Annotated in this window: 11 protein-coding genes; 4 read left to right on the top strand and 7 right to left on the bottom strand. The window is 62.2% G+C overall.

The window, feature by feature from the left end; genetic code table 11:
* Nucleotides 1-250 precede the first annotated feature (250 nt).
* The 4 genes from hpnJ to BTHE68_RS25020 form a co-directional block, all read right to left on the bottom strand.
* Nucleotides 251-1672, bottom strand: a complete 1422-nt coding sequence (hpnJ, locus tag BTHE68_RS25035; protein WP_162068962.1) for a hopanoid biosynthesis associated radical SAM protein HpnJ — start codon at nt 1670-1672, stop codon at nt 251-253.
* A gap of 23 nt (nt 1673-1695) precedes the next feature.
* On the bottom strand, nt 1696-2706 hold the full coding sequence (locus BTHE68_RS25030) for a lysylphosphatidylglycerol synthase domain-containing protein (protein ID WP_162068961.1): 1011 nt from the start codon (nt 2704-2706) through the stop codon (nt 1696-1698).
* Nucleotides 2707-2752: 46 nt separating this feature from the next.
* The gene (gene hpnI / locus BTHE68_RS25025) at nt 2753-3937 is read right to left on the bottom strand and encodes a bacteriohopanetetrol glucosamine biosynthesis glycosyltransferase HpnI (protein ID WP_162068960.1); all 1185 of its coding nucleotides are present in this window, start codon (nt 3935-3937) and stop codon (nt 2753-2755) included.
* A 200-nt stretch (nt 3938-4137) separates the two neighbouring features.
* Nucleotides 4138-4926 (bottom strand): MipA/OmpV family protein, encoded by a 789-nt coding sequence (locus BTHE68_RS25020; protein WP_232078053.1) that lies wholly within the window; start codon nt 4924-4926, stop codon nt 4138-4140.
* 173 nt (nt 4927-5099) lie between these two features.
* On the opposite strand from BTHE68_RS25020, the gene BTHE68_RS25015 reads away from it, so the two are divergent.
* Nucleotides 5100-5357, top strand: a complete 258-nt coding sequence (locus BTHE68_RS25015; protein WP_162068958.1) for a hypothetical protein — start codon at nt 5100-5102, stop codon at nt 5355-5357.
* A 103-nt stretch (nt 5358-5460) separates the two neighbouring features.
* Here BTHE68_RS25015 and BTHE68_RS25010 read toward each other — a convergent pair whose 3' ends face one another.
* A complete protein-coding gene (locus BTHE68_RS25010) occupies nt 5461-6156 on the bottom strand; it encodes a CBS domain-containing protein (protein ID WP_162068957.1) in 696 nt (231 codons plus the stop codon).
* 306 nt (nt 6157-6462) lie between these two features.
* Between BTHE68_RS25010 and BTHE68_RS25005 the strand changes: the two genes are divergently transcribed.
* Genes BTHE68_RS25005 through BTHE68_RS24995 form a run of 3 tightly spaced genes read left to right on the top strand, consistent with a single transcriptional unit; the run spans nt 6463 to nt 11355 of the window.
* The gene (locus BTHE68_RS25005) at nt 6463-8859 is read left to right on the top strand and encodes a phosphoketolase family protein (RefSeq protein WP_162068956.1); all 2397 of its coding nucleotides are present in this window, start codon (nt 6463-6465) and stop codon (nt 8857-8859) included.
* A 19-nt stretch (nt 8860-8878) separates the two neighbouring features.
* Nucleotides 8879-10429, top strand: coding sequence for a DUF3300 domain-containing protein (locus BTHE68_RS25000; RefSeq protein WP_162068955.1), 1551 nt, complete (start codon nt 8879-8881; stop codon nt 10427-10429).
* Between the two features lie 11 nt (nt 10430-10440).
* Nucleotides 10441-11355 carry a DUF2950 domain-containing protein gene (locus BTHE68_RS24995; RefSeq protein WP_162068954.1) on the top strand — a complete coding sequence of 305 codons (915 nt, stop codon included), beginning with the start codon at nt 10441-10443 and terminating at the stop codon, nt 11353-11355.
* 18 nt (nt 11356-11373) lie between these two features.
* On the opposite strand, the gene BTHE68_RS24990 is transcribed toward BTHE68_RS24995, so the two are convergent.
* A complete protein-coding gene (locus BTHE68_RS24990) occupies nt 11374-12243 on the bottom strand; it encodes a glycoside hydrolase family protein (RefSeq protein ID WP_232078052.1) in 870 nt (289 codons plus the stop codon).
* Nucleotides 12244-12260: 17 nt separating this feature from the next.
* Complete coding sequence (locus tag BTHE68_RS36970) at nt 12261-12554, bottom strand: hypothetical protein (RefSeq protein ID WP_232078051.1); 294 nt, start codon at nt 12552-12554, stop codon at nt 12261-12263.
* Nucleotides 12555-12606 lie beyond the last annotated feature (52 nt).

Here is a 12606-nt window from a genome sequence, read left to right as displayed (position 1 = left end):
ACGCCTGATACGCAATCTCCGCCCGAAGGACGGGAAGATCCGTGGAGTCGCACTCCACGACGCATTCAAGCGTGAATCTCAGGCCAGCAACTTCCGCGCGGGCGCACTTGAGCAGCGCATCCAGACGACTGCACGCATTCACCGGAACCGGCGCGTGCCGAAGGATCGCGCGCAGCGGCATCGTCGTCCACACTCAACGGGTCACGGACGTCGGTCGCCGCAGCCCGAAGCGGCTGCGGCCCTTCTTTATTCACGCCTTATGGTCGCGCAGGAATCGGAAGAACTCCACGCCTTCCTGCAGGCGTCGTTTCATCATCTCCCAGCTCACGAGCATCTCGCGGACGATTTCCCAGATTTTCGTGGGCCTGAAATAAAAGCGCTTGTAAAACTCCTCGACGCCGAGAAAGATCTCTTCGCGCGACAGGTGCGGATAGCCGATAGCCGATTGCTGAGTACCCGCTGAACTGACGAGCGTGATGACCTTGCTCTTCTCCAGCCATCCATTCTCGACAGCCTGCTTGTGAAGGACCGTCCCCGGATACGGCGCGGCGAGCGAAACCTGGATGGTGTGCGGATTGATCTCTTTTGCGTACTGGATAGTTTTCTGAATCGTTTCTTGCGTTTCTCCCGGAAGCCCAAGAATGAATGTGCCGTGGATCTTGATGCCGAGCTTGCGGCAATCTTCACTGAAGCGGCGCGCCATATCGGTGCGCAACCCTTTTTTGACATTGACGAGAATCTGGTCATCACCCGATTCGTAGCCCACCAGCAAAAGCCGCAGGCCGTTATCCTTCATCACCTTGAGGGTCGAGTACGGCACGTTCGCTTTCGCGTTGCAGGACCACGTCACCCCCAGCTTGCCGAGACCGCGAGCAATCTCCTCGGCCCTCGGCCTGAGATCGGTGAAGGTGTCGTCATCGAACATGATCTCCTTCACTTCGGGCATGTTGTCCCTGATCCATTTCACTTCTTCGAGGACGTTCTCCACCGACCGGGTCCGGTAGCGATGCCCCCCGACCGTATGCGGCCAGAGGCAAAACGTGCACCGCGACTTGCAGCCCCGTCCCGTGTAGAGCGATACATAGGGATGCTTGAGATATCCGCTGAAGTAGTTCTCGGTCTTGAGGTCACGCTTGTAGATGGGCGCGACGAACGGCAACTGATCCATGTCTTCGAGAATCGGCCTGGCTTCGTTGTGCGTGATGCCACCGTCGGGTAGCCGATAACTCAGGCCGGGAATGGACTCGAACGGCACTCCCTGCGCGATGTCGCGGCACGTGAAGTCGAATTCTTCACGACACACGAAATCGATCGAATCGCTCGCGGCAAGCGAGCCGTGAGGATCGACGGCCACCTTTGCCCCGATCATCCCAATCCGGATGCTGGATTTGCGTTGTTTCAGATGCTCCGCGAAACGCACATCGCTCGAGAACGACGGCGAGCTCGTATGAATGATGATCAGATCGTATTCCTGAGCGATATCCAGCGTCGCATCCAGAGACAGGCCATCCGCGGGGGCGTCCACGACACGGCTATCCGGGACCAGCGCAGCGGGCTGGACGAGCCACGTCGGATACCAGAATGATCGTATCTCGCGTCTCGTCTGGAAGCGTGAGCCTGCTCCGCCATCGAAGCCGTCGAACGAAGGTGCCTGGAGAAACAGTGTTTTCATGGATGCCCTCAAAGGTTACGGGATTACTTTGCGTTCACGTTGTCCAGCTTGGCAGCCATCGGGCGCCGAGGACCGAACGAACGCTCGGCCAACTGCCAGTAAACGAGCCCCGGCACGAAGAACAGCAGATCGCGCACGCGCCGCGCACCTGCGAGCGCGAGACACGTGGGCGCATCGATACCCAGCATGCCGCCGATCAGAACGAAGCCGCCTTCCTGCACGCCGATGCCACCCGGCACGACAAAGGCCACGCTGCTGACGAGTTGAATCAGCGCCTCCAGCACGAACGCCGTCGTGAAGCTTGCATTCGAGCCGAGCACGCGCAACGCCACCCAGATCTCCAGTGCCAGGCCGAGGCACTGCAGCGTTTGCCAGACGAACACATAGCGCGCCACGATGCCGGTCTGTCGCCAGATCAGCTTGATGGACTGATCGATTCGCGCTGACTTTCCGACCAGGGCGTACACCTTTCCGCTGGTGACCTTGTTGAGCGTTCGCGCGACACGTTCGAACGGCCGTGCATGCTGCACGAGCGCGAACAGCAGGAGCACCGGCATGAGTCCGGCAAGACCCCATGCGAACCCTCCCGCAAGACGCGCGGCATCCGACGAAGTCTGCCCCAGCACGTAGCCAATGGCTACGAGCGCAAACACAACCTGACTGATCAGCGTGAGTTGCATGTCGACGACGAGACTCGCCACCGCTGTTGCCGGACGCACACCGACACGACCGAGCAGGCGAAATGACACGATCTCTCCGCCGATCCGCGCGACGGGCAGCAGTCCGTTGATCGACTCGCGAATCCAGACGAGCTTGAGCATGGTCGCGAAGGAAGGCCGCTCTGCTTCACGTATCAGCAGGCGCCAGTCCCAGGCGTTCGGCAACATCGGAAGGACATGCACGAGCGCGGCCAGCAGCAGCCCTGCGCCGCCGGTTTCCAGCAAATGCAGGATCGCTACAGGGTCGTCGCGCCAGATGAGCCATCCTGCGATCACCAGGCCGAGCAACGCGGCAATGGACCCGAGAAATTTCATTTCGGCACGTCCTGTCCAGAACGAGTGGCAGATATCGAGTCGATCATCATTTCAGGCCTGGGTCACGTTGGACACACGGCGACATCAAGCCGTCCCCGTCGACATCGAAGCGTCGTCCACGCCACAACACGCGAAACGAGAGGAAGCTCGCCACGTAGATTACGAATTGAAGGACATCCCAGAGCGGCAACCATGGGAAGCCGTTGCAGCGCTCGCCCGTCGAGCGATCGGTTTGCCATACCAGGAGTGCACGAACGACGAGGGTCAGCACGACCAACCCGCATGCCAGCGGATTGCCGGAAGAAAAGAGCACGGCGAGCAATGCAAGCGGAAACGGATGCATCAGGACGGCGCCGAGATGCCCCATCCTGTCCGCAGCGCGGATCGTGCGGCTCCACCGCAACTCGTGCGCGAACAGTTGGGAAAACGTGGTTTCGACGCAGGCATGACTCACGATGAAAGGCGCAACGACGACTGAAGCACCACTGCTGCGGACCGCTTCGCCAATCGCGTAGTCTTCCGCGAGATGATGTCCGAACTGCGCGAGGCCACCGATGCGCTGCAGTGTCGCCCTCATGATGGCAATCGACTGGCCGAAGCAAGGTCGCGCGCGTTCAATCGAGAGTCCGGTCACTACGCCGGGCAGGAAGTGATAGTCGGTCATGGCGCCGCTGACCCGAGGCCAGAACCCGGGCGCACACATTCCGCGATAGGCGCAAGTAACAAGGCCGACGCCGGGTTGCTGAAGCGCACCTACGACGTCGCGCAGGAAGCTGGGCTTCACGCGGACGTCGCTGTCGGCGAAGCAGAGCAGATCGTGCTCCGCGCGGTCCAGCATGTTCGCAAGATTGGCGACTTTTCGGTTGGGCCCGTACACCCTGGCGTCTACGACGACTGTTATGTGTTTCTCGGGAAAGCGCGCGCACAACATGTCGACGGCTTTAAGCGCCGCGTCACCCTCGTCATGGACGCCCAAAACATATTGAACCGCTCCCGGATAGTCCTGCTGCACAAAGCTCGTCAAGTTCTCGAATAGCTGCCACTCGGCGCCGTGCAACGGCGTGATGACGGTGACCGCCGGGAAGGAGACGGGCGCGTGTATCGGACGCGAGAAGAAACGTCGCATGACGAAACTCGCCGACACGGTGTACGCGACACCGACGCCGGAGCACAGTGCAGATAAGGTGGCGGCACAGGCAAAGAGCAGGTGGACAACATGCGGTTGAGCCATATGCCTCGGAGACCATAGCACCGTTGGGATGCCAAGCCTGAGTGACAGTTGCTTAAGACAACCTTAAGGACGGCGCCAGCCGTCGCACTATCGCCGTCTTTCTGGCGATAAGCAAACTGTCAGGAGAAGCGTTCAGGCTCGAGATCAACTGCTGCTACACCCGTTCCATGTCGATCACACTCGTGCGTCGAACGTGCAGATCATCGAAAGGCATAGGCAAGCCCAACACCGTATGTCAGTTGATTGCGCGTGCCACGCTGCGTCACGATGGGGCTGGCCGCCGAGTCGCCCATCAGACGCTGGTAATAGACCATCGCGCCCGCGTACCATTTCGGGCTGATTTGAAAGATACCGGCAACCCAGCCGGTAATCTGATTGAGGCCGCCTCCGGGATTGAAGACCGGCAATCCGCTCTTCTGCGAGTCCTCGGATGTCACGCCGTAGTAGGTCTCGTTGAAGCCGCCGCTCACCCATGTCGCGCCGAGTCCGCCGCCGACGAACACGCGCGAATGCAGCGGAAACCACGCGCTCGTATTCACCGACGTGCGCGCACCCGTGTAGACGGAACCGGCATTCGTGACGACGGTAATCTCCCCTCGCAAACGGTACGGCACATCGCCGATGTGACTGTATTCGTAGCCGACGTACCCGCCCCCTTCGAGCGTGGTGGAGACGTCGTGGACCTGTGACACCACGGGGTCGTCGACATTCCGTCGTCCTAGACGAAGCGCCAGCGCCGGCCCCCACTGAAACCCCGCCAGGCTTCCGAAGTTGTATTGCGTATACGTTCCGTACCATTCGAACAGATGGCCACCGCTCGTCACGTAACGCATGCCCGGAAGCACGCCTACGATGCGGTCCTTGCCGCCGGCATACTCGGTGGTCGAGCCGATCCCCGCGCCGAAGAAATTGGGCAATGCGTTCGAAAAATCGACCGGGCTCGCGCAGGCGCTGCCGAGGACAAACGAAGAACAGGCGCCGATGATCACTCTGCATGGTTTCACGCGTGCCTCTCCGGTCGATATAACCCCCGCCTGCCTCGCGCGATATCCCGCGTTGAGCGTTCGCTTTACAAAAGTCATTCACAATGGCCGAGGATGCAGCTATCTTGATGCACACACGACATCCAGGATGTCTCGACCCGCCCCCCGGAACTCACATCATGCTCGCGTGCAATCTCAGGCTCATCGCGTTCGTTGCGGCGATTCTCGTCTGCTCCTGGCCGGACGTGTCTTCGGCAACGGAGCAGGCACAGCAAAGGCGCGCCGGGCGCGACGTCCGCCAGGATACGCGCCAGCACGCCCGGCACACGAAGCAGGACTGCCGCGCCGCCAACCAGCAATCGAACGCGCATTGCCGGCACGACAAGCGGGAGACGAAGCAGCACGGGCGTCAAGCCGCAAGAAACATCAAATACTGATCAAGCAGGACGCGGTCAAGGCCAGTTCGCGTCACTGCTTCTCGATGCGCCACTCTTGCCGGACTGTTGTTGTCATGCACATGCACCCATGCGTCAGTTCCTGCTAGCGCGGCGACGGATCGGACGGCGGAAGCCCGAAGTGCGTCTTGACGTCTTTCACGCCCGGGACATTCTCGGCTGCGACGCGGATCGCGTTGCCTTCCTCCGAACCCACGACCGGCCCCCAGAGATGCACGGTTCCGTTTTCGACGGTGACGTTTTCACGTGCCAGCGCCCAGGGATGGTCCTTCATGGCCGCGAGCACGTCCTCGCGGATCGCGTTATCGCCGCTCTCCGCCGTAGCGGACACATCGGGCGCCATGGTCACGAGCGCGCGAATCAGGTTGGCGCGGCTTACCACGCCGACGATTTTTCCGTCGCGCATGACCGGCACGCGCTTGATATGGCGACGATCGAGCAGCTCGGCGATATCGGCGACCGGACATGATTCGGTCACCGTCGAGACATCGGTGGTCATCACGTCCTTGACCTTCCTCGCGTGTTCCTTCACATACTGGCTCGCGAGTTCGGTCGTGGACGCGGCAAGTTCGAGCCACCACGAACGCTGTTTGACGCCGGTCCCGATTTCCGCGCGACGCATCAGATCGCCCTCCGTGACCATGCCGAGCAGTGTGCCGGACTCGTCGACCACGGGCATGCCGCTGATGCCGGCGAACACCATCATCCCTGCCGCGTGCCGTATGGTCATGTCCGGAGTGGCCGTAATGATCGAAGTCGTCATGATGTCGGAAGCTCGCACGTTCATCTCCTTCAGCCAGGTCAAGATGCCGCTGTGGTCACAGTATGCGAACTCCAAAGTGAATTCAAGAAACGGGACGCGTGCATGTCCAGGAGACTTAAGTACCAACTTACGCAAAGCCGTGCTACTTGTATTTCGTGTTCGTGCGTGATATCGACTCTATATGGAAGGGTCATCCGAAGCTGCAGATGACACCGGCAGCGCTCAGCGTCCTCGCGGCGACCAGATGACTCGTACGCGGTGCAACGCCGCGAGTAACCATGCGACATACATTCCGATGCACGTTCATTGAATGGAGACGTCGTTATGAGCAAGCACTCCAGAAGCGACGCACCGCAAAAGCCCGTTCCCGAGAGCGATGAACTTCGACTCGTCGATGCATGGTGGCGCGCGTGCAATTACCTTTCGGCGGGCATGATCTTTCTCATCGAAAATCCGCTGCTGCGAGAGCCGCTCAAATCCGGGCACGTTAAACAACGCCTGCTCGGTCACTGGGGCGCGAGCCCCGCTCTCTCGTTCACGTGGGCGCATCTGAACCGCGTAATCAAGCGCGACGATCTCGACGTGATCTTCATGGCAGGACCCGGTCACGGCGCGCCCGGCGTGCTCGGCCCCGCCTATCTGGAAGGCACCTATTCGGAGGTGTATCCGGACAAGAGCGAAGATGCAGAAGGCATGCAGAAGTTCTTCAAGCAGTTCTCTTTTCCCGGTCATATCGGCTCACACGTGACACCGGAAACCCCGGGCTCCATTCATGAAGGCGGAGAGCTTGGCTATAGCCTCTCTCACGCCTATGGGGCGGCATTGGACAACCCGGGCTTGATCGTCGCGTGCGTGGTCGGCGACGGCGAAGCGGAGACCGGTCCGCTCGCGACGGCCTGGCACTCGAACAAGTTCATCAATCCCGCGCGCGACGGCGCCGTGCTGCCGATCCTGAACCTGAACGGCTACAAGATCGCCAATCCGACGATCCTCGCGCGCATCAGCCACGAGGAACTGGAGGCCTTGTTCGTCGGCTATGGCTATCGGCCTTATTTCGTCGAGGGATCGGATCCGGCCGAAATGCATCGGAAGATGGCGGAGACGCTCGATGCCGCGACCGCCGGGATCCGCGCGATCTGGGACGAAGCGCGCAACGGCAAGGACGTCGAGCGGCCGCGCTGGCCGATGATCGTGTTGCGCACGCCGAAGGGCTGGACCGGGCCGAAGGAAATCAACGGCCACAAGGTCGAGGGCTCGTGGCGCGCGCATCAGGTGCCGTTCTCCGATGTGCATAACAATCCCGCGAATCTCGCGGTGCTCGAACGCTGGATGCAGAGCTACAAGCCCGAGGAGCTTTTCGACGACGACGGCAGGCTGCGCGCGGAGATTCGAGCGATCGCGCCCACCGGCACGCGACGCATGAGTGCCAATCCCCACACGAACGGCGGCGTGCTTCGCAAGGAACTGAAGCTTCCCGATTTCCGCGCCTATGCCGTCGATGTCGGTCAGGCCGGCAAGATCCAGCACGAAAACACGCGTCCGCTGGGCGCGTTCCTGCGCGACGTCATGCGTTGCAACATGGACCGGTTCCGCGTGTTCGGCCCCGACGAAACGGCATCGAATCGACTTCAGGCCATCTATGAAGTCAGCAAGAAAGTCTGGATGGCCGATCTCCTTCCCGAAGACGAGGACGGCGGCGAGTTGTCGCGCGATGGCCGCGTCATGGAAATGCTCTCCGAGCACACGCTGCTCGGCTGGCTCGAAGGCTATCTGCTGTCAGGGCGACACGGCTTCTTTCATACCTACGAAGCATTCGCGCATGTCATCGATTCGATGTTCAATCAGCATGCGAAATGGCTCGACATCTGCAAGAACCATGTGCCGTGGCGCGCGTCGGTGTCGTCGGAAACCATCCTGCTCTCGTCCACCGTGTGGCGGCAGGATCACAACGGCTTCTCGCATCAGGACCCGGGCTTCATCGATCTCGTCACCAACAAGAGCCCTTCGGTGACGCGCGTGTATCTGCCGCCGGACGCCAACACGCTGCTTGTCGTGGCAGACCAGTGCCTGCGCTCGAGCGATTGCATCAATGTGATCGTCGCGGACAAGCAGAAGCATCTGCAGTTCACGACCATCGACGAAGCGATCGTCCACTGCGCGAAGGGCATCGGTGTGTGGCGCCGCGCGAGCAACGACGAGAACGACGAACCCGACGTGGTCATGGCGTCCTGCGGCGATGTCGCGACGCAGGAAGCGCTCGCCGCGACCGCCATACTCCGCGAGCGTCTGCCGGAGCTCAAGGTGCGCTTCGTGAACGTAGTCGATCTCTTCAAGATGCAGCCCAACACGGAGCATCCGCACGGCTCGAGCGTGCGCAATTTCGAGAGCCTGTTCACCATCGACAAGCCCGTGATCTTCAATTTCCACGGCTATCCGTGGCTGATCCACAGGCTCGCCTACCGGTTCCGCAATCACGAGAATCTGCACGTGCGCGGCTATAAAGAGAAGGGCAATATCAACACGCCGCTCGAACTGGCGATACTCAATCAGGTCGATCGTTTCAATCTCGTGATCGATGTGCTCGATCGCGTGCCGCGCCTGCGCGGTAGAACCGCGCATCTGAGAGAGGATATGAAGAACGCGGTCATCTCTCATCTGGATTACGCGCACACGCACGGCACCGACAAGCCGGAAATCGCGGAATGGGTGTGGCCGTTTTGATAACCGAACGGGGATGGTCATGACGACGCGCCATGGACGGTTCCTGAGTGCCAGCCTCGTCGTCTTGCTGGCAGGCTGCCCCTCGAAACAGCAGGATCAGCCGGCTCAGACTCAAGCGGCGTCGGCGCCTGCTCAAGCTTCGGCGGCGCCGCCTGCCTCCGTCGCGGCGCCGGTTTCGGCAGCGGTGCCCGCCTCCGTTGCGGCTGTGCCGCCGCTGCCCGCTTCCGCGACGCAGCCTGCGGCCCAGCAATATCCGCCGGAGGAACTCGAGGCGCTGGTCGCGCCGATCGCACTCTATCCTGATTCGCTGCTGTCGCAGGTGCTGATGGCATCGACTTATCCGCTGGAAATCGTGCACGCCGCGCGTTGGGTCAGATCGAATCCGAATGTGAAAGGCGACGCCGCGGTAAAGGCCGTGCAGGATCAGACATGGGACGTCAGCGTGAAGTCGCTGGTGGCGTTTCCCCAGGTGCTCGTCCCCATGAACGACAAGCTGGACTGGACCCAGCGACTCGGCGATGCGTTTCTCGCGCAACCCAACGACGTGCTGGCCGCCGTGCAGCGTCTGAGGATTCGCGCGCAGGACACCGGACATCTGAAGTCGACGCCGCAGCAGAAAGTGAGTGTCGAAGCACGGTCCGCCACGAGCCAGAGCGGCCAGCCGGGTCAGGCGCCGCCCACGCAGATCGTGCGTATCGAACCGGCCAATCCGCAGGTCATCTACGTGCCCTCCTACAATCCGACCGTCGTGTATGGCGCCTGGCCCGCGCCGGCCTATCCGCCGACCTACTGGCCGCCCCCACCGGCCTATTACCCCGGCGCCGCCCTTGCGAGCGGCTTTGCGTGGGGCCTCGGCATTGCCGCGGCGGGCGCGATCTTCAGCGATTGCAACTGGAACAACAACGACGTCAACGTCAACATCAACAAGGCCACGAACATCGATCGCAACTTCGACCGCACCAAGGTCGAGGGCGGCAAGTGGCAGCATGACGCGCAGCATCGCCAGGGCGTTTCCTATCGCGACAACGCAACGCGCGACAAGTACTCACGCGGCGTGCAAGGTGCCGATGCCCGGCGCGACTATCGCGGACGCAACGGCGCTACGCCGGAGCGCGCGGGCGCGGCCAATCGGCCCGCGACACGCGACCAGGCGGCCAACCGGCCCGCTCGCGCCAACAACGCGAACGTCGCCAACCGCGCCGACGCCGGCAATCGCGCGCATGCGCAAAATCGTCAGGCGGGAGCGGGCAATCGGGCGCAGACGGCCGACCGCAAAGCGCCAGCGGCCAATCGGCCTCAGACCGCCAATCGGCCGGCGCACACGCCAGAGCGCGCTCAATCACACGCCCGTGGCGGCGCAGCGGGCGCGCAGGCGGGCAACCGGGGCGCATACGGCGGCGGCCCGCGCGACACCGCATTTCAGGGTGTCGGCGGCGGCGGTGGCGCGGCGCAACGCGATTTCAACCGTGGACAGTCGAGCTTCCAGTCATCGAACTTCCATCGTGGTGGCGGCGGTGGCGGCGCGCGTGGTGGTGGTGGCGGCGGTGCGCGCCACGGCGGACGGCGCTGAGGAGAGCGATCATGAAGAGACTATCGGAGATTGGCGCGCTCCTCGCCTTGGCCGGCAGCACGCTGAGCGTCGCGCTCGCGCTCGCCGTCATTCCGGTTCCGGCGATGAGCGCGCAGAAGTTCTTCCAGACACCCGAGGCGGCGATGAACGCCTTCGGCAGCGCCGTCGCGGACAACGACGAAAGCGAACTCAGGGCGTTGCTGGGCGGCGACTTCCGCGACGTGATTCCTTCGGTCGGCGCCGAGCTGCGCAGCAAGTTCCTGACCGCGTGGCAGGCTTCGCACGCGATCCAGACGACCGACAATGACCACGCCCGGATCGCCGTCGGCAACGACGGCTGGACGCTGCCGATCCCCCTCGTGAAAACGCAGCAAGGCTGGGAATTCGACATGCGCGCTGGCGCCGACGAGATGCGCCTTCGGGAGATCGGCCGCAACGAGCTTGCCGTGATCCAGACGATGCTCGCGATCTACGATGCACAACGCGACTACGCATCGAAGTATCACGACGGCAACAAGGTCTACGTCTATGCAGACAAGTTCGCCAGCAGCAACGGCAAACACGACGGCCTGTACTGGCCGACCAGCGCCGACGAGGAACCGAGTCCGCTCGGTCCGGCCTTCATGACAGCCGGCGCTCGCGCCAGATCGGAGTCGGGCTACTACGGTTATCACTACAAGCTGCTGCGCGCCCAGGGGACTCATGCGCCGGGTGGCGCATACGACTACATGGTCAACGGCCGTCTGTTCGGCGGCTTTGCCGTGGTCGCATGGCCGGCCCATTATGGGGAAACGGGCATCAAGAGCTTCATGGTCAGTCACGACGGACAGGTCTATGAGCGCGATCTCGGCCCGGAAGGCGACAAGAAGGTCCAGGCGATGAAATCATTCGACCCCGGACCGGGGTGGAAAAAGGTGTCGCCCTGAAGGGTTCGGTTCGCGAGCTTAGCCGATCCTCGGGTTCACAACCGAGATCGTCAGACCTGACGGTATCCCGTTACCCAGGTACCAGCACTTCTGCCACACCGGATTCGTGTTGGTGATCACTCCCGTCACGATGTAGCCGCTCGGCGCCATGCCGCCCACGCTGAACGGGCCATCGACCAGGCTGTTGTCGATATGGTTCGTGATCTGGATATCGACGGTCTTGGGGACCGGTCCCGCGAGCGATCCCAGATCGACCTGGATGCCCGGGCCGGCGCAGCCCAGCGTCTTCGGGCTGACGATCCTGATCGCCCGGAACACCGCAGTGTTGTCATTCGGTTCGATGTCGAGCCCCGCCCCCGGAGCCGTTCCACCGATGTTCTGCCAGACAGGGCTGTTGAACGTGACGGTGTCGCCCGAAATGATCGACACACCCTGGCGGCGACAGCCATCCGCGAGATGGTTGCTGACCGTGATGCCCTTGCTCGTCACGCCGTCCACGGAATAGCTGTTGGCAATGTAGATGCCGTCACCCCAGCAGTCGATGGTCGTCGGCGACGTGATCGTGATGTTCGAACTGCCTGCGATCGAAATGCCCATGCCCCACTCCCCCGACGTCGCCGCATTGAGCGACTTGCTGCCGTCGAGGTACGGCGATTCGATGTTCACGTTGCTCACATCCCAGAGGCGCATCATCTGATACGAGTCGGTATTGTGAGCCAGCAGCTTGATCGAAGCGCCTTGTGCGAAGCGGATGTGCGTGTTCGAGCGCAGCGTGAGGCCCGTGCTGTCGATCCGGCTTTGCCCGGTGATCAGGAGAATCTGCCCGACCGATCCGTCGATCGCGGCCTGCAGCGCCACGCGGTCGTTCGTGGTTCCGTCGCCCTTCACGCCGAAAGAGGTGTCCGTCAGGACGCCGTTCGGGCTGCGTCGCTCGCATTGCGCGTGCCGGTGACCGTGTCCGGACTGGTCACGCTCGCGCTCTGTGAACCGGTGCCTGTACCCGGTGTAGTGCCGGTCGTGTCCTGCGAGCCGCCGCTCGTGCCCGGACTCGTCTTGCTCGACGAGCTGGCCGCAGTCGGTGAACTCACGCCACCACCGCCGCCGCAAGCGGACAGCACAAGCGAGCCGGCGCCGCAGACGAGCGTCGAAAGGATTTTGCGACGCATCGCGCTGGGAATATCGGAGCGTGTCGAGGCCATCGAGAAATCTCTCGTGCGCGACTCGGTGGAGTCGAATTGATTTGCGCCTCAC

Source organism: Burkholderia sp. THE68 (genome assembly GCF_009938265.1).
In the GTDB taxonomy this organism is placed as follows: Bacteria; Pseudomonadota; Gammaproteobacteria; order Burkholderiales; family Burkholderiaceae; genus Caballeronia.
Note: the sequence above shows the minus strand (reverse complement) of the source record. Positions and strands in the feature narration are given on the sequence as shown.

Bases quoted from the DNA above. Each gene is read 5' to 3' on its own strand.
- BTHE68_RS25005 (WP_162068956.1), top strand. From the start codon at position 6,463: ATGAGCAAGCACTCCAGAAGCGACGCACCGCAAAAGCCCGTTCCCGAG.
- BTHE68_RS24995 (WP_162068954.1), top strand. From the start codon at position 10,441: ATGAAGAGACTATCGGAGATTGGCGCGCTCCTCGCCTTGGCCGGCAGC.
- hpnI (WP_162068960.1), bottom strand. From the start codon at position 3,937: ATGGCTCAACCGCATGTTGTCCACCTGCTCTTTGCCTGTGCCGCCACC.
- BTHE68_RS25015 (WP_162068958.1), top strand. From the start codon at position 5,100: ATGCTCGCGTGCAATCTCAGGCTCATCGCGTTCGTTGCGGCGATTCTC.
- BTHE68_RS36970 (WP_232078051.1), bottom strand. From the start codon at position 12,554: ATGGCCTCGACACGCTCCGATATTCCCAGCGCGATGCGTCGCAAAATC.
- hpnJ (WP_162068962.1), bottom strand. From the start codon at position 1,672: ATGAAAACACTGTTTCTCCAGGCACCTTCGTTCGACGGCTTCGATGGC.
- BTHE68_RS25030 (WP_162068961.1), bottom strand. From the start codon at position 2,706: ATGAAATTTCTCGGGTCCATTGCCGCGTTGCTCGGCCTGGTGATCGCA.
- BTHE68_RS25000 (WP_162068955.1), top strand. From the start codon at position 8,879: ATGACGACGCGCCATGGACGGTTCCTGAGTGCCAGCCTCGTCGTCTTG.